Origin of the sequence: Paraburkholderia sp. PGU19, from assembly GCF_013426915.1 — a bacterium.
Classification (GTDB): domain Bacteria; phylum Pseudomonadota; class Gammaproteobacteria; order Burkholderiales; family Burkholderiaceae; genus Paraburkholderia.
Genome location: NZ_AP023180.1, coordinates 1,381,320 through 1,397,018, shown reverse-complemented (window position 1 = coordinate 1,397,018; position 15,699 = coordinate 1,381,320). Strand labels below are relative to the sequence as shown.

Genomic DNA, 15,699 nt, shown 5'->3' with positions numbered 1-15,699 from the left:
TCATCGCCGCCCGATGGCGGCCTCCACTCGTTTGACAAGGGCCACGAGGCGCGGGCCGATGTCGTTCTCCAGTTTGTCGCGGCTCAGCACGAAGGCGGGGCCGCCGCAATTGAAGGCCATCTGCGTGCCGTCGGGCGCCATGAACGGCACGCCGACGCTTGCGATGTCCGCATCCCAGTCGCCATACGACAGGCAGAAGCCGCGTGTGGCGTAATCCTTTATCGCTTCGCCGATACCGCTTTCGATGCGCGTCCAGGCGGCTTCGTCCTGCGCGCGCACCTGGTCGAGCACCGCGTTGCGTTCGGCATCGGTGGCGGCGGCGAGATACGCGCGGCCCATCGATGTCGTCGCAATCGGCAGACGCGTGCCGATGCTGCGCATCACGGTGATCGGGGCGCTGCTGCGCACCCATTCGACGTACATCATCGACAGACGGTCGCGCACGCCGATCGCCACCGAGCATCCCGCGTATTCGGCAAGCTCCTGCATCAGCGGCCGCGCGAGGTCGCGAATGTCGAGGTTCGACAACATCGCGTAGCCGAGCGAGAGCACGCCCGTGCCGAGGCTGTACTTGCCGAGCGGTTCGTCGTAGCGCAAATAGCCGAGCTTCGCGAGCGTGCCGGCGAGCCGCGCGACGGTGCCTTTCGGCAAGCCCGTTCGGCGCGCCAGCTCGGTCAGGCCGAGATGCCGTTCCTTCAGGCCGAAACAGCGCAGCAATTCGAGGCCGCGCGCGAGCGCCGTGACGAACTGGCGATCGGTTTCGAACGGTTCATCGTCGAAACGCGCGATGTCGCGGTGCTCGGGCGGCTGGTTCGGACGCATGTCGCGCTTGTCTCCCGTCTTGGTGCTTGGAGCGAATGCTGTCATGTCGCTCGACTTCGTGTCAATCGGCTGTGGAGTGTTGGTTCGCATAGCGGACCATTGTAGCGGCAGCTTGATGGATTCGCCAATTGGTCTGGACTGGCGATCTGACGCGGGGTTTGTGTCTATTGTGCGATGGCTTTCGAAGGGAAGATGACGGGGTTAACCACTAAAGGTTGCGTGAGGCATCAGTGGGAGAAAAACCGCGCACGCGAGCCGGCTAGCCAATGTTGATGGTTCGCAATGCGGACCAGACTTCTGGGGCTACCAGGTCCGGATCGAAGGCTGCGTGTTGTCCCTCGGCGAACCGCCTGGACCATAGGGATCGGGATTGCCGAAGCGCGACATCGTTCCGTTCGTGCGCGCGCGGCTGAGTTCGTCACGCACCTGGGCGCGTGTCTTCGGTGCGTCGCTGGGTGCGGCGGCGGGCGGCGGGGCAACTGGGTCGTGCGTTTGCACCGTCGGTGGCGCAGCGGGTGCAGGCGGCTGCTCAACGGGTTCGGCGACCGTCGCGGCAGTTTGCACCGCGGATGCGATCACCGGTTCAGGCTGCGCATGCGATGGAAGCGCAGCCGTGTCGGCCGCGTGATCGCTTGCGGTTGCATCGTCCTTCACGCTGTCGGAGCGGATATCGACGGGCGGCGTTACGTCGATTGTGGGTTGGTCAGGGTCCGAAGTGTCCGTCGCATGACGTGACGTTGCCGATCGCGCATGCGTGGTCTTCGCCGAAGCATGCGCGCGTGCAAGCGGCTGCGCAGCGCCTGGCTCATTCAACGTGGCCGACCGCATTTCGCGCGCCTGCGCTTCGCGCGCGGCCAGTTCCTTTTGCAGCAGCAGCGCTTGCGGTTCGTCGCTGCGCATCGTCAGCACCGCGTCGAGCAGCACGCGCGCGGACGCGAGGTCGCCGCGTTGCAGGCTGTCGTGCACCGCCTGCAATACGCGCGCGATACCCGCGTTGCGCGGATCGTCGACAGGCGCGTCGGGCGTCACGGGGCGCGCGGCGGACGACAGGGCGCTATCGACGCGGCCGTCCGTATCCTTCGCCGCCGACTCGCGATTGCCGAACCGAAGCCCCAGCGTCGCAAGCACCAGCGCGCCGATCAGCAGGCCGCCCGCGACGAACATTCTGTTGGATTCACTCAACATCGCGCATCCCTTCGGGTCGATACCGCACACGTCGATACGCGCGCCGCTTCACGCGCATTCCGCAGACAAAAAAAGCGCGAGCTGCGCTCGTATGCAATACGAGTTGTAGCAGCAATTGGATGCAGTCACGCGGGCAAATAAAATCTGGCGAGCGGGATTCGTCACAGGTTTGGCTGTTGTGCCGCCATTTTCCAGTAGCATGGCGCCAACGCGTTTTTCGGGGATGCGCATGGGTTATCTGTTGGTTCTCGCCGTCGGCCTGGCGGCGGGTACGCTGAGCGGCGTGATCGGCACGGGCTCGTCGATGATGCTGATGCCCGTGCTCGTGATGCTGTTCGGTCCGCAGCAGGCGGTGCCCATCATGGCGATCGCGGCGATCATGGGCAATTTCGGCAAGGTGCTCGCGTGGTGGCGCGAGATCGACTGGCGCGCCTGCGGCGCCTATTGCTCGACGGCCGTGCCGGGCGCGGCGCTCGGCGTGCGCACGCTGCTCGCGCTGCCGCCGCATGCCGTCGAGATCGCGCTCGGTCTCTTCTTCGTCGCGATGGTGCCGGTGCGCCGCTGGCTTGCGCGGCGCTCGGTGCGCTTCTCGCCGTGGCACCTGGCGGCGATCGGCGCGCCCGTCGGGTTTCTGACGGGCATCGTGGTGTCGACGGGGCCGATCACGGTGCCCGTGTTCATGGGCTACGGCCTCGTGAAAGGCGCGTTCCTCGCGACGGAAGCGGCCGGCTCGCTCGCCGTCTATGCCGCGAAGGTCGCGACCTTCAACCACTTCGGCGCGCTGCCGCTGCACGTCGTGCTGGATGGCCTGATCACGGGTTCCGCGCTGATGGCGGGCGCGTTCTGCGCGCGGCGCATCGTCGTGCGCATGAGTCCCGGCACGTTCAGGCTGGTCGTGGACGGGCTGATGCTGTCGTCCGGTCTGTCGCTGCTGTGGGCGGCGGGACGGTGATCGAACACGCTACAACAGGGAAGGGAACGACATGATCGAACGAAACATGGTCTCCACGGCCTTCGATTTGCCAGGCTATACCGTCGACGCGTCACTTGGCATCGCGCGCGGCATCATCGTGCGTTCGCGCTCGGTGGTGGGCGCGATCGGCGCGGGACTGCAGACCATCTTCGGCGGCAATATCTCGCTGTACACGTCGCTGTGCGAGCGCGCCCGGCAGGATGCCTACGAGCGCATGGTGGCGGAAGCGGCGACGCTCGGCGCGAATGCCGTCATCGGCATGCGTTACGATGCAACGGAGATCGGCGCGGGCGTGACGGAAGTGCTGTGCTATGGGACAGCCGTACACGTGCGCCGCAACGTGTAACCGAGTTTTTCAACCAGAAGGAAACGTCAATGCGTCTGTTGCTTGCTCTGCTTTTGCCATGGTTCCAGTTCTTCACGATTGGCCGGCCGTTCGCCGGGATCATCTGCCTGGTGCTGCAACTCACGATCATCGGCTGGCTGCCGGCCGCCATCTGGTCCGTGTATGCGCTCAGCCAGTACAACACCGACCGCAAGATCGACGAAGCGCTCGGCCGGCGCTCCTAAGCGCATTCGTTGCAAACACATCTGAACCGGCCTGGTTGCACGCATCGGCCTCAAGCAAACGCGCTTCGAGGCCGATAACCAGACGTTGGGCCCCTGTCGCGGCCCCAATGCCACGGCCCAGATGAGCACAACACACACGCCCCCGTCCGTCCGCCTTCGCGCACTCGTCGATACGGTGCAACGCAACGAACGCACGTTGCGTCGCTTCCAGGATGTCGAGCTTCAGCTGATTCGTGCGCAGGATTTCCTGTCGCTGTGTCGTGTCCTGCTCGACTATCTGCCGCGCGAATTCGGACTGGAGCGCGTGACGCTGTGGCTCAACGACACGCTGCCGCTGCTGCACGAACTGGCGTTGCGGCACGCGAGCAGCGCGAACAGGCGAAGCAACGAGAACAACGGCGTGGCCGCCTCGTCGCTGAAGACCTCGCGCGAGATGGGCGAGGCCGCCGCGCGGCTGTGTTCTCAGGGCCGTCCGTGGCTCGGCACGCCGGCGGCGATGGACGACGCGGCGCGCAATGCCTGCTTCGGCAGCGACCCGCGGCCTGCCAGCATCGCGCTGTTGCCGCTCGCGACGAACGGACAGCCGAGCGGTTTTCTCTTTCTCGCGAGCGACAACGAAAGTCGCTTCGCGCCCGGCATGGCGACCGACATGCTGGAGCGTTTTGCCGTGATCGTCGCGGCAAGCCTCGATAACATCGCGCATCGCGAGCAGCTTGAACGCCTGGGCGCAACCGATGCGCTCACGGGTCTGCCCAACCGCCGCTATTTCGACGAACGCCTGCGCGAAGAAACGACGCGCGCGTCGCGCTACCGGCTGCCGCTTGGCTGCCTGTTCATCGATATCGACGGCTTCAAGCAGATCAACGATGCGTACGGTCACACCGTCGGCGACCGCGCGCTGGCGATGGTCGGCGCCTGCCTGCGCAAGCAGACGCGCCTCGGCGACACGATTGCGCGCTACGGCGGCGAAGAATTTGCCGTGCTGCTGCAAGGCGACCTGAAGGATTCGCTGGTGGTGGCGGAGCGCATGCGCGCAGCCGTCGCGCAACTCGAGCTGCGTGACAGCGACAATGCGAACGACGGCGCGAACGATGGCACGCGCATCCCATTGACGGTGTCGATCGGCGTATCCGCGCATGCCATGCAGCAAGGCGCCGATCTCGACGGCCTCGGACGTACGCTCGTCGACGAAGCGGACCGCGCGATGTACAAGGCGAAGAGCGACGGACGCAATCGGGTTGCGACGCTCGTCGTGCAAGCGCCGCTGCGCTAGTCGTCGACGAACAGCATCGACACGTAGAGGATCGTCGACACGACGATGATCCCCGCGCCGACGAATACTTTCGTGCGGTTGAATTCGAGGCCGCCCTTGATCGCGACGGCAATGCCGGCAACGGCCGACAACGTGCCGATCGCAGCCAGCACGACGTGGGCCTTACTCCAGATCATTTTGCGGCGTGCGCGGCGCTTCGGGGAATTCCAGGGTTCAATAGGCATCGGGTTGACTATGCGGGACTGCGAGATGATCGACGACTGCCATCTCGCCGGCATGGCGAGACGGCAGTCGCGCAAACGCGCGCTTACTTGATCGGTGTACCGTTGCGCGTAATCTGTACGGCCGTTGCGGACACATAGGTCGCGCGAATGCTGTCGCCAACCTTGATTTTGGTCAGCGGCACGTCCTCTGACACTTGCAGGACCACGGTGTGCTGAGGGCCGCGCAGCGTTACCTCGCGCTTCTTGCGGTCGATCTTCTGCACGGTCGCGACCACCTCGACGTGACGCGTCTGCGTCGACGCGCCGCCTTGCGCGGGTGTGGTCGTTTGCGATTCGACGCGCGAGCGCACGCCCTTGGAGTCGACCTTGTCCGCTGTCAGCAGCAGCGCGCCTTTGTACGAGATATGCACCTCGTCGCCGACTTTCAGCTTCTTCACGTCGCCGACGTCGGGATCGACGTCGACGATCATCGTGCCGCCGCGCGGCCCACGGATCGTCACTTCATTGTTGTCGGCGTCGATCTTGACGATGTGCGCCGTCACGTCGGCGACGGCGGCCGTGCCGACGGCATTGGGGGCGGGCGAGGACGCCGGATTGTCCTGCGCGGTAGCGTCGATGGCGGGCGCGGCGAGTGCAGCACATGCGGCTGCGATGGCCAGGATGCGAACCGGACGGCGAGCTGCAAGTTGCATGGGAGACTCCTCGGTGGAATGGGCCTGTGGTCCGTGGGCCGATCAGTCGCGAAGAAGCTGGGCGCGAAACCGGCCATCGGGTTCAGGCGGGTTCAGCGACGTGGCTGGCCGCTTTTCTTCTTGCATCTTCATAGACGCGGCGTCGTTCCGCCTCGACCAGCAGGCGCTTGCGCTTGACCGACTGGCGATGAATGGGCGGTCCCATCACCGCGACGTAGTCGGCATAGCGGTGCTTCTGGTAGCGGCGGAAAAAGTCCGGGCCGGGTAAGCCGTTGCTCAGCGCGAGCAGCACGCCATAGTCGATGGCCGACACCTCGCCGAGCGACGCGATGGCGCGCTCGAGTGCATCGTAGCGGGCGGTGAGCGGATCACCCGCGCCGAACATGGCGTGAAAGCGCTGATAACTGAGAAGACGCTCATGTTCCGCGGCGCGTCGCAATGCGAGCACGATCCGCTCGACCCGTTCGACTTCCATCTTGACCTCCGCGCGTGATGCGCCTTCGCGCGAGCAATACGCATGCTGCGCGACAGGCTATTGCGATTAATCGGTTATGCCGTTTATAGGCGAAGTTGTTTCGCGCCGCTGAAATATTGATTTAACTCAATTACGCAAACGCATTTTCTTTGAGCATGCATATACACGCCGCATATTAGAACGGCGAACAAGGCATGAATAAATACTATTTTCGATGCAATCGAGATGTTCGATTCTTGTAGCCGGATCTTGCCATACAACGTTCCCATGAAAACGTGGCAGGCGCACGGACCAAAGTGCGGGTTGTCAAGCCGGAGTGCACTCGATGCGAGTAACGGTTACAGCATGCTAGCAAACGATTTCGGTAAGTTCAAGGCGCAATGTAATGCTTCTGAAAAAACATGAGGACTTTTATTGTTGATCGAAATGGTTTGTCTGTTTATTGCCGTTAAACGAAACGCAATAAAATCCGCAAATGATTTTTCGATATTCATGAAATTTTACGGACAGCCGACACAAACAGGCCGGGAACATATATTGGTTTTTGTCTTGTGTCATGTCACGCGCCACGCAGGCCCGTCATGCGGCACCTCGGGCTTTCGTCTTCCGACCGCCAGCGAGACTGCTCATGCCTTCACGAAACGAAGCATTGCCGACTGTCATGCGCAGGCTCGCGGCGGGCAAGATGCTGATGGAAGGCGCGTCCGTCAGCGACATCGCCGCGCAGCTGCATATCTCCGAGAACACCGTGCGCAAATATCGCGCGCTGGTGAACGAGGGCGGGCTGGAGTCGTTACGGCAGATGAGCGTGGGTGGACGTTCGTCGGTGCTCGACGCAGACGCGATGCAGTGGATCGCGGCTGCGCTGAGCGGGCCTGCGGGCATTCACGGCTTTCCGTCCGATGCATGGACGAGCAACCGTCTGCGCGAGTTGATACGCGCCCGGTTCGGCGTCAGCTACTCGCGTGTCTACACATGGCAGATCGCCACTAACCTCGGCCTCGGGCACCGGCTCACCAAATCCCGCAAGTGAGGGGGCAGGGGAGCGGACAAGTAAGCGCGTGCCATTGTCCTCAGCGCGACGCAGGCAGCAGCTCGCCCCAGGCGACGAGAATTTTCTGGATGCTGCGCGCGTAAGCGTCGCGCTCTTTCGGCGACTCCGAGTGGTAGGCGCCGATCGCGCGCCACGTGTTGCCGTACTTCACCATCTTCTGCTTCATCAGCCACGCGGCGACATAGATGTTCACGCAAGCATCCGTGAGCGCGCGATGCGGAATGCCGAGGCGCTTCAGATCGCTGAAGTGCACGGAGTTGATCTGCAACTGGCCGACGTCGATCGAACCATTTGCGTTGCGGTTGACGGCAGCGGGGTCGCCTTTCGATTCATGCCACGCGACGGCGCGCAGGATCAGCGGATTGACGCCCTGATAGACGGCAGCCTGCTCGAAGCAGTCGTCGGCGCGGGCGGCGCCGCACGTCAACGAGGCAAGCGAAAGCGCGAGCGCGCCGAGCGCGCATCTGAGCGGGCGCAGCGAGCGGGGCGCGGCGCGGAGTCGATGGTTGAACACGTGGGACGCTCCGTTGAGTGTGCGAATCAGCGGTTATTTCGCCAGTGCGAGGTCAAGCTGCTTGTCGACCGAGCGCAGATAGGTGCGCGAAGCGTCCGACACGACGAGACGCGCGGCGGGCGCGGTGGGCCGCACGTCGACGGCGGCGCGCACCTTGCGTTTTTTCGCGGCGGGCTTCGGCGCGACCGGCTCGTCGTCGTCGGTCGTGGGCGGCAGCATCGCGAGCGTCGGCAGAGGCGGATAGACCTTGTCGGCGGAGGCTGTTGCGGCGGTCGCGCCATTGGCGCCATTTGAGGCCGCGGCGCCGTTCGCGGACAGCGTGCCTGCGACGGCCGGCTGACCCGCTCGCGCGGCCTCGCTCATGAACGTGGTGAGCGCAACGAGGCTCGCCGCGCAGATGACAATGCGGAACATGACGTGGCCTCTCCTCATGGCGTCGCCGCTGTCGGCCGGACCGACACGCTATATGGCTGGTTCGCGCCCGCCGTCAGGTTCTCGAGGCTGAGCTTCGCCGGATGCTGCGACGGCACGCCGCGCCAGATCGCCTGGTTCAGGTACGGCAGATCCTGGCCGAGGGCGGTGACGAGAATCGTGGTCGGCTGCTTCTGCGCAGCGGCCAGTGCGCCCGCTTTGGCGAGCACCGCCGACAGCTGCGGATCGCGTGCGCCGAGCGCGTCGGGCGGAATCGTGAAACTGATGACATCGTTCGACACGGGCGGCTTGTCCGCCTGCTGCGCCGTATTGGCCGGCAATTGCGCGCAACCGGCCAGTGCGGCGAAAACCATACAAAACGCAAGCTGCTTCACGAGCTGCTCCCAGAAGTCGTTGACGCTATTTCGGATTTGTCGGCAGGATTGCGTCGAACTTGATATGCAAACCGCAAACGTTTGCCAAATCGGGAAACTTGACTCAAGAACGGCGGTCGTTCGGAAACTCTGACCGTGGAGGGTTCAGAAAAGCGGTGAGGTTGCCTCAGGGGTTGGTGGCGCAACGGGGCATGTTTGAGCACGCAACCGGTTTCATGCGGATGGCATTCCCGCTTGCCGATCGCCAGGAACGTCGCGGCAATCGCACTCATTTGGCGACCAACATGAACCCGTAACACAAACCTGATAAACAGCCGCCTCAGGATATCGTCCCCATGCGCCGGCCCGAGCAACCGGCTTTCATTCCACATCGGTCCTGCATCAACTAGTCAAACGAAATGTCAGCGGATTTCATCTGGAGGCTGCTCGCCGCGTTCGCGTGCGGCGTCGCAATTGGTCTCGAACGTCAGATGCGGCAGCGCACGGCGGGGCTGCGCACGATCACGCTCGTCGCGAGCGGCGCTTGCCTGTTCGTCACGCTCGGCATGCTGACGGGCAATGGCGTCGCGGGCGTCACGCAGATCGCCGCGTATGTGGTGTCGGGCGTGGGCTTTCTGGGCGGCGGCGTGATCATGCGCGACAAGGGCTCGATCCAGGGCATCAATACGGCCGCGACGCTCTGGTGTTCGGCGGCCGTCGGCGTGCTGTGCGGCGCGGGACATTACGGACCGGCGCTCGCCGGTACGGTCGTCGTGCTCGTGACCAACACGGTGCTGCGCGAAGTGAGCCGCGCGATCAACGCGACGCCGGTGTCGAGCGCGGACCTCGTGCGCGAATATGTGTTGACCGTCGTGTGCCGCGAGCACGACGAAATCCACATTCGCACGGTGTTGTCGAACTCGATGTATTCACAACCGCTGTCGTTTCAGAGTCTGACGAGCGAGGACGTCGAAGGCGAACCGTCGCGTATCCAGGTGACGGCGACGTTGCGCATGCACCCGAAGGATCAGGCCAAGCTCGAATTGATGGCAAGCCGGATCAGCATGGAGAAGAGCGTGTCGAGCGTCAGCTGGTCCGCGAAGGAAGTGGAGCCGACGCCTGAATAAAAAAAGCGCATCGCGCGGCGATGCCGCGATGCGCTTGACTGAACACCGACTGCTAGTCGAGCCGCGTGCTTACTGCGTCGTGAGATGCTTGCGCTTCGCGAGTTCCTGCGCGGCTGCGTACTGCGCCTGGATGGTGGGCAGCGCCTTCTGCGCGGCTGCCTTCAACTGCCCGTCACGTCCCGATGCGATCTCCGCCTGGAATGCCGACAGCGTCTTCTGCTGGCCGCTCAATGCGATCTGCTCGATATACGCCTTGTCGAATTCCGCGCCGCGCAGATTCTTGATGCTGTCGAGCGTCGCCATATCCGGGTTGTTGTGCGGCACGTCGACACCGCGCGGGCTCGCTGCGCGCAGCGCATTGGCGATCGTGAGGTTGTCGGCGGCGGCCTTTTCGGCGAATGCCTTCACCTCGCGGTCCGTCGAACGCGACGTCGCGATGCGCGCGGCATCGCGCTGCGTGGCGACGGCTTGCGTGCCGTCGTTGACGAAGGTCTGGTCGGCTGCGTGCAGCCGCACGGAATCCGCGGGCGCGGCCTGTGCCGGTTGCGTGGTTTGCGCGTTCACCGCCGATGCGAACAGCAACAGACTGGTCGTGGATGCACAGAAGATGGAAGCGATGGGCAAACGGATCATGTGTTCTCCTTCAGTGAACTGGGTATGAGCTAGAAATCAGCCGAAGGCATTCTAGGGGCCGGTCTCGCGTGCAGGTGAAACGACGATGTCGCTTGTGTAACGGGGCGTAAAGCTTGTGGCGCGCAGCGCGCTGCGATGCAATACGGTCGCGCGACGCGACCATCTGCGAAGACATGTGCCGCGCGTCTGGAGTATCGTGAGTGCCACGGCAAACGGTGCCGGCTTCGCACACTCGTCAGGAGATCGCAATGGCCAAGGTTCTCGTTCTCTATTACTCGTCGTATGGGCATGTCGAAAAGATGGCGGAAGCCATCGCGGAAGGCGCGCGTGCCGCGGGCGCACAGGTCGATATCAAGCGCGTGCCGGAGACCGTGCCCGAAGAGATCGCGAAGAAGTCGAACTTCAAGCTCGACCAGCAGGCGCCTGTTGCGACGGTCGCCGACCTCGAGCAATACGATGCATTCGTGGTTGGCACGGGCACACGCTATGGGCGCATGTCGTCGCAGATGGCCGCGTTTCTCGATCAGACGGGCGGACTCTGGATGCGCGGCGCGCTGAACGGCAAGGTCGGCGCGGCGTTCGCATCGACGGGAACGCAGCATGGCGGCCAGGAGACCACACTGTTCTCGATCATCACGAATCTGATGCATCTGGGGATGATCATCGTGGGCTTGCCGTATAGCCATCAGGGGATGATGAACATGACGGAGATCGTCGGCGGCGCGCCTTATGGCGCCACGACGATCGCAGCCGCAGACGGCTCGCGTCAGCCGAGCGCAATCGATCTGGAAGGCGCGCGGCATCAGGGCGAACTGGTCGCGAAGACGGCGGCGAAGCTGTTTGGCTGAGGTTTTTTGTTGGTTGACTTCGGCGCGCCGGACGCACTGAATGCGCGCGAGCGCACGAGAACTCGCGCGCGTTCAATGCGCCGTCGTTCAGGCCGCTGCGGGTGCGTCCGGCGGCAACGTCAGTTGCGCGACTTCGACGTTGTCGAGCTGTTCGAGCACGGACGGCGCGAGCAACAGCTTCGCCTTGCGAACGCCCGCGCCCATCACCACCTGCCGGCGTTCCATCACGCCGGCATCGACGAGCACGCGCCAGTTCGCGGGCAGGCCGAACGCCGTGATGCCGCCGAACTCCATCGCGCTCTGTTGCGTCGCGATCTCGCGCTGCGCGAACGAAATGCGCTTTGCGCCCAGCACGGCTTTCACTGCGCCATTGACGTCGAGCCGCAGCGAGCCGAGCGTCACGATCGCGGCCAGATGCTCGCCGCCATCCTTCTTGTACTTGACGACGATCGTGTTCGCGCAGTCTTCCATCGGAAAGCCGTATCGCGCGCTGAAGTCGGCGGTGTCCGATGCGTCGTCGGTGACGGCGAACACGACGATGTCGCGGCCTTCGATGGACGCGGCGACGTGCGCGGGAAGATGCGCGCCGATGCTGTCAGGCGAGATGATGTCGAGCTTCTGAAGCGGTTCGTGCGAAAGCATGGTGACCTGTGAGCAGTGAGCGGACGAAAACAACGCGCACACATTGTACGATTCACGGCTGATCTGCGGCCGCATTGCGCGCATGCCGTCAGTCGCTGCGCGAGTGGTGTCGCGCGCTGGCTTCCACGGGAAAAAGATGCACGCTCATGAAGTCCACGAAGGCCCGCATTTTCGGCGTCAATTGCCCGCCCGAAGGCCACAGCGCGCGAAACACGCTGAGCGCGCCGGAGTATTCGCGCAGCACGGGGACGAGCGTGCCGTTTTCCACCTGCGCGCGCACCGTGAAATCCGGCACGCAGGCCAGGCCGAGATCCTGCTCGGCCATCGCGATCAGCGGCTCGACGGCCGTGGCGATGGCGGTCGTGGGCAAGTCGATATCGATCGACTCACCATTGCGTTCGAGCGGCCAGCGGCGCAGTTTCCCCGTCGTCGGAAAACGATGCTGAAGACACGCATGATGGACGAGCGCCTCGGGTGTCATGAGCGGCGGATGTTTCGCGAGGTACGCCGGCGACGCGACGATCAGATGCACATACGTGCCCATGGTCCGCGTGATCAGTTGCGAGTCGTTGACGTCGCCCGTGCGCATCACGACGTCGAAGCCTTCTTCGATCACATCGACGACGCGGTCGCTGAAGTCGATATCCAGCATGATCTCGGGATACGCCTTCATGAACTCGCCGATCACGGGCATCAGCAGCTTCGTGACCATCGGCATGCTCACGCGCAGTTTGCCGCGCGGCGCTGCGTGAGCGAGCGCGAGTTCGCTCTCCGCGGCCTCGATCTCCTCAAAGATGCGTTGGCAGCGCGTGAGAAACAGCGCGCCTTCGGGCGTGAGCGTGATGCTGCGTGTGCTGCGATGAAAGAGCCGCGCGCCGAGCCGCATTTCCAGCCGTGAAATGGCCTTGCCGACTGCGGAGGCCGAGATGCCGAGCTGGCGGCCCGCCTCGGTGAAACTGCGGGTTTCGGCGGCGCGCACGAAGATGTTGAGCGAGCCGAAGCGGTCCATTGCGCCCGTGCTCGTCGTGCCGTCGATCGTCGCCGACGACGCGGAGTGCAGCGTGACGGGCGCCGTGCGCGCCACATCGGCTTGTGTAGCCATGGCAGGTCTCCGGAGCTGAAAGCGCCGCCCGGCGTGTTAACGCGGGCGGCGCGTCGCACGCTAGCCGTGCGCGTCCGAAGTGTAGCGCGTGCGCGCTGTGTCGATCATTCGAGGTCGTCGAGCTGATCCGCGAGGATCATCTGCGACATGTTGCGCGGGCGGCTCGACGGACGGCTGAACGGTCCATAAACGGCATCGCCGCGCACGATGCTGGCACCCGTCAGCGCGCACACGCCACGCGAGCGGGCAATGCGGCGCACCCACAACTGCTCGGTATAGCGTCCGGCCGTCGAATCGCGCCACGTGATCGAAATCGACTTCGCGCCGAAGCGTTCAACGAATGTGATCACCGCGTCGCTATGCTGGCTCGCCGCCGCTTGCGCGCGTTCGGCGGTGGCGTTGCGGCGCGCCGGACGCGCGGCGCAAGCGCCCTTGTCGCATTTGTCGGAAGATGCGAGCTTGCTGTCCTGGGCGGGCGACTTGCCGAGCCGCGAGATCGTCGCGGTCCATGGGTCGTGCAGGGCGGGCGTGACAGGCGCCATGCCGCCGCCAGCGGGCTCGGACCGGAGGTCGGTGTACAGCGTTTCCTTGCGACGCAGTTCCGGCTCACCGTTCGCGCGCCGGTTTGCGTGGGCGCGAGGCCTGGGTTCAGGCGTAGTGCCTGTTGCAGTTCCAATCCTGCTCACGTCGACTCCTCGTTAAAGCGTGGCCCATCGAGGCGGCTCATTCATCCACGCAGAACCTTACGTTCTGCTTTTGATGGCCGCCCGGCAGCCGCACTTGCGGCCACTTGCGCGCGGGCGAAAACGCATGCGCCGCGCGTCGCTGCGCCCTCACGGCGAACGATCGGAGCGGCTTCATGCTGCATCACAGCGTTGCAATCGGCTTTCGCGGCCGGCACGGATGACCGGTCGCATGGCGTGCATCCTAACGGCTTGCCATTGGCAGATAAATGCCAGCTAAATGAACACTCAATTTATCTAATTCAAACAATGGGACGGCATGGATATGTCAAATGACGGCAATCGCTTGCCGCATCAGGCTGTCCGGCGATGCATATGCACACAGATCCCGCGCGTAACCGCCCGATAGCCGCTACGCGGCGCAAGGTCTTGTCTTGACATCGCAAGACGGGCGACCATACTCGGACGGTACTTCGCCGCCCGGCCACAACCTGTTTCCACCGCAAGGACACGCCGTCATGCACAAGACAGTGAAGATTCCCGGACCCGATCATCCCATCACGATTGCAAAAAGCGGATCGCGCGTAGTCGTGTCCGTGGCAGGCCACAAGATCGCTGACAGCACCAACGCGCTGTCCTTCCATGAAGCCTCGTATCCGGAAGTCCTCTACATTCCGCGCAAGGACGTCGACATGTCGCTGCTCGAACGCACCGGTCATTCGACGTATTGCCCGTACAAGGGCGAGTGCAGCTACTACAGCATTCCCGCTGGCGGCGAGCGTTCCGTCAATGCGGTGTGGAGTTACGAAAGCCCGTACGAAGCCGTCGAGTCGATCCGCGAACATGTGGCGTTCTATCGCGACCGCGTGGACGCCATCGAGGTCAGCGCGCAATAAGTACCCAATAAGTACGCAATGAGGACGCAATGAGGACGCGAACGGGCGGCTAGTGTCGGGCCCGTTGCGGTGACATCGAAGCCCTCGTTCGAGGGCTTCAAAACCTTCCTTCTTCCATCGAATCGCGACGCGTCGTCGCCGGTTCTCCGCCGTTTTTCAGTCATTGACACCGCTGTCAATCGCGCGCAAGTGCAATCAAACTTGACATGATTGATAAAAAACAATGACAAAAAAATTCATCTCCGGAACGCTCCGTCTACTCACGGCGCAGCCAGTCACGCAAACAACATAAAACGCCCGAAAGCCGCATGTATGCACGCTTTCGGGGCATCGGATGCAGCTGGCATCAAATGATTTTTTGTTGATTTATTTTCGGAACCTTCTTGCCGTAAGCTTTTCGTAAACACCATCACGTTGGTCTGTGATGGACTGACTCCGTTCAATTCAGAATCCGGCAGGAGCCCGATCGATGAATCATCCAAAACGCTTATTGCTGTCCAATCTGGCGTGGTCGCAAGAGGTCTCGGCGCGCGAGCCCGAGTTCTTCACGGAACTCGCGCGCGGCCAGCAGCCGCGCTTTCTGTGGATCGGTTGCTCCGATAGCCGCGTGCCCGCCGAGCGCATCACCAACGCGCAGCCGGGCGAGCTGTTCGTCCATCGGAACATCGCGAACCTCTACACCTCCGACGACGGCAACACATCGAGCGTAATCGAATACGCCGTGCATGCGCTGAAGGTCGAGCACGTGATCATCTGCGGACATCATCATTGCGGCGGCGTACGCGCGGCGCTGTCGACGCCTTCGGATGCGCTGCCCATCGTGAACCGACGCATTGCCGGTTTGCGCGAGCTCGCCGAACGTCATCGCGACGAACTGCATGCGGTTGCGGATTTCGACGAACGCGTCGACCGCTTTGCGGAGTTGAACGTGATCGAGCAGGTGCGGCTGTTGCGGGAGTCGCCCATCGTGCGCCGCGCGCCGCGTCCGCCGCAGGTGCACGGCTGGATTTTCGGGCTGCGCGCAGGGCTCATCACGCAACTGACCGATATGGATGAAGCCCGCGACATCGCCGTTATGCACGCCGAGCCGCCCCCATCCATCGCTGTGCGCGACGCCGCGTAGCGACGTTCGGGCCGCGCCCCTTTTCACACACTCACTCACGCCTTTACACGTTCCTGTCCATCGAGCCGCCGGCGCGCG

General features: G+C 63.5%; 21 protein-coding genes. 9 read left to right on the top strand and 12 right to left on the bottom strand.

The genetic code is table 11. The features are described 5' to 3' along the window. Positions 1-867: an IclR family transcriptional regulator gene (locus tag H1204_RS23900; protein WP_180731031.1), complete on the bottom strand. Its 867-nt coding sequence runs from the start codon at positions 865-867 to the stop codon at positions 1-3. 258 nt (positions 868-1,125) lie between these two features. After that, positions 1,126-2,007, bottom strand: coding sequence for a DUF4148 domain-containing protein (locus H1204_RS23895; RefSeq protein WP_180731030.1), 882 nt, complete (start codon positions 2,005-2,007; stop codon positions 1,126-1,128). 229 nt (positions 2,008-2,236) lie between these two features. Between H1204_RS23895 and H1204_RS23890 the strand changes: the two genes are divergently transcribed. The 4 genes from H1204_RS23890 (at position 2,237) to H1204_RS23875 (ending at position 4,823) form a co-directional block, all read left to right on the top strand. Then, complete coding sequence (locus tag H1204_RS23890; protein WP_079501095.1) at positions 2,237-2,959, top strand: sulfite exporter TauE/SafE family protein; 723 nt, start codon at positions 2,237-2,239, stop codon at positions 2,957-2,959. Between the two features lie 31 nt (positions 2,960-2,990). Then, positions 2,991-3,326, top strand: a complete 336-nt coding sequence (locus H1204_RS23885) for a YbjQ family protein (protein ID WP_180731029.1) — start codon at positions 2,991-2,993, stop codon at positions 3,324-3,326. 29 nt (positions 3,327-3,355) lie between these two features. Then, the gene (locus H1204_RS23880) at positions 3,356-3,550 is read left to right on the top strand and encodes a YqaE/Pmp3 family membrane protein (RefSeq protein ID WP_007586056.1); all 195 of its coding nucleotides are present in this window, start codon (positions 3,356-3,358) and stop codon (positions 3,548-3,550) included. A 121-nt stretch (positions 3,551-3,671) separates the two neighbouring features. Beyond that, positions 3,672-4,823, top strand: a complete 1,152-nt coding sequence (locus H1204_RS23875) for a DUF484 family protein (protein ID WP_180731028.1) — start codon at positions 3,672-3,674, stop codon at positions 4,821-4,823. Here the strand turns inward: H1204_RS23875 and H1204_RS23870 are convergent. The 3 genes from H1204_RS23870 to H1204_RS23860 form a co-directional block, all read right to left on the bottom strand. After that, the gene (locus tag H1204_RS23870) at positions 4,820-5,047 is read right to left on the bottom strand and encodes a DUF2964 family protein (protein WP_180731027.1); all 228 of its coding nucleotides are present in this window, start codon (positions 5,045-5,047) and stop codon (positions 4,820-4,822) included. The genes H1204_RS23875 and H1204_RS23870 overlap by 4 nt on opposite strands. 83 nt (positions 5,048-5,130) lie before the next feature. Beyond that, positions 5,131-5,739: a hypothetical protein gene (locus H1204_RS23865; RefSeq protein ID WP_180731026.1), complete on the bottom strand. Its 609-nt coding sequence runs from the start codon at positions 5,737-5,739 to the stop codon at positions 5,131-5,133. A gap of 82 nt (positions 5,740-5,821) precedes the next feature. Continuing rightward, positions 5,822-6,214: a hypothetical protein gene (locus H1204_RS23860; RefSeq protein ID WP_180731025.1), complete on the bottom strand. Its 393-nt coding sequence runs from the start codon at positions 6,212-6,214 to the stop codon at positions 5,822-5,824. 628 nt (positions 6,215-6,842) lie between these two features. On the opposite strand from H1204_RS23860, the gene H1204_RS23855 reads away from it, so the two are divergent. Continuing rightward, complete coding sequence (locus H1204_RS23855) at positions 6,843-7,247, top strand: helix-turn-helix domain-containing protein (RefSeq protein WP_180731024.1); 405 nt, start codon at positions 6,843-6,845, stop codon at positions 7,245-7,247. Positions 7,248-7,287: 40 nt separating this feature from the next. Here H1204_RS23855 and H1204_RS23850 read toward each other — a convergent pair whose 3' ends face one another. The 3 genes from H1204_RS23850 to H1204_RS23840 form a co-directional block, all read right to left on the bottom strand. Then, complete coding sequence (locus tag H1204_RS23850; protein ID WP_243468786.1) at positions 7,288-7,746, bottom strand: lytic transglycosylase domain-containing protein; 459 nt, start codon at positions 7,744-7,746, stop codon at positions 7,288-7,290. 69 nt (positions 7,747-7,815) lie between these two features. Beyond that, a complete protein-coding gene (locus H1204_RS23845) occupies positions 7,816-8,196 on the bottom strand; it encodes a hypothetical protein (protein ID WP_180731022.1) in 381 nt (126 codons plus the stop codon). Positions 8,197-8,210: 14 nt separating this feature from the next. Then, on the bottom strand, positions 8,211-8,567 hold the full coding sequence (locus tag H1204_RS23840) for a hypothetical protein (protein ID WP_180733289.1): 357 nt from the start codon (positions 8,565-8,567) through the stop codon (positions 8,211-8,213). Between the two features lie 419 nt (positions 8,568-8,986). On the opposite strand from H1204_RS23840, the gene H1204_RS23835 reads away from it, so the two are divergent. Then, positions 8,987-9,694 (top strand): MgtC/SapB family protein, encoded by a 708-nt coding sequence (locus H1204_RS23835; protein WP_180731021.1) that lies wholly within the window; start codon positions 8,987-8,989, stop codon positions 9,692-9,694. A 69-nt stretch (positions 9,695-9,763) separates the two neighbouring features. Here the strand turns inward: H1204_RS23835 and H1204_RS23830 are convergent, their stop codons facing one another. Beyond that, positions 9,764-10,327, bottom strand: coding sequence for a DUF4142 domain-containing protein (locus tag H1204_RS23830; protein ID WP_180731020.1), 564 nt, complete (start codon positions 10,325-10,327; stop codon positions 9,764-9,766). A 248-nt stretch (positions 10,328-10,575) separates the two neighbouring features. Between H1204_RS23830 and wrbA the strand changes: the two genes are divergently transcribed. Further along, complete coding sequence (wrbA, locus tag H1204_RS23825; protein WP_042312671.1) at positions 10,576-11,175, top strand: NAD(P)H:quinone oxidoreductase; 600 nt, start codon at positions 10,576-10,578, stop codon at positions 11,173-11,175. An 87-nt stretch (positions 11,176-11,262) separates the two neighbouring features. Here the strand turns inward: wrbA and H1204_RS23820 are convergent, their stop codons facing one another. The 3 genes from H1204_RS23820 to H1204_RS23810 all read right to left on the bottom strand — a co-directional run bounded on the left by H1204_RS23820 (position 11,263) and on the right by H1204_RS23810 (position 13,605). Beyond that, a complete protein-coding gene (locus H1204_RS23820; protein WP_180731019.1) occupies positions 11,263-11,817 on the bottom strand; it encodes a YbaK/EbsC family protein in 555 nt (184 codons plus the stop codon). Between the two features lie 88 nt (positions 11,818-11,905). Continuing rightward, the gene (locus tag H1204_RS23815) at positions 11,906-12,919 is read right to left on the bottom strand and encodes a LysR family transcriptional regulator (protein ID WP_180731018.1); all 1,014 of its coding nucleotides are present in this window, start codon (positions 12,917-12,919) and stop codon (positions 11,906-11,908) included. A gap of 104 nt (positions 12,920-13,023) precedes the next feature. Beyond that, positions 13,024-13,605, bottom strand: coding sequence for a DUF3331 domain-containing protein (locus H1204_RS23810; RefSeq protein WP_180731017.1), 582 nt, complete (start codon positions 13,603-13,605; stop codon positions 13,024-13,026). 515 nt (positions 13,606-14,120) lie between these two features. Between H1204_RS23810 and H1204_RS23805 the strand changes: the two genes are divergently transcribed. Together H1204_RS23805 and H1204_RS23800 are read left to right on the top strand one after the other, a co-directional pair. Further along, positions 14,121-14,498 carry a DUF427 domain-containing protein gene (locus H1204_RS23805; protein ID WP_180731016.1) on the top strand — a complete coding sequence of 126 codons (378 nt, stop codon included), beginning with the start codon at positions 14,121-14,123 and terminating at the stop codon, positions 14,496-14,498. 469 nt (positions 14,499-14,967) lie between these two features. Further along, on the top strand, positions 14,968-15,621 hold the full coding sequence (locus H1204_RS23800; protein ID WP_180731015.1) for a carbonic anhydrase: 654 nt from the start codon (positions 14,968-14,970) through the stop codon (positions 15,619-15,621). The last annotated feature ends 78 nt before the right edge of the window (positions 15,622-15,699 follow it).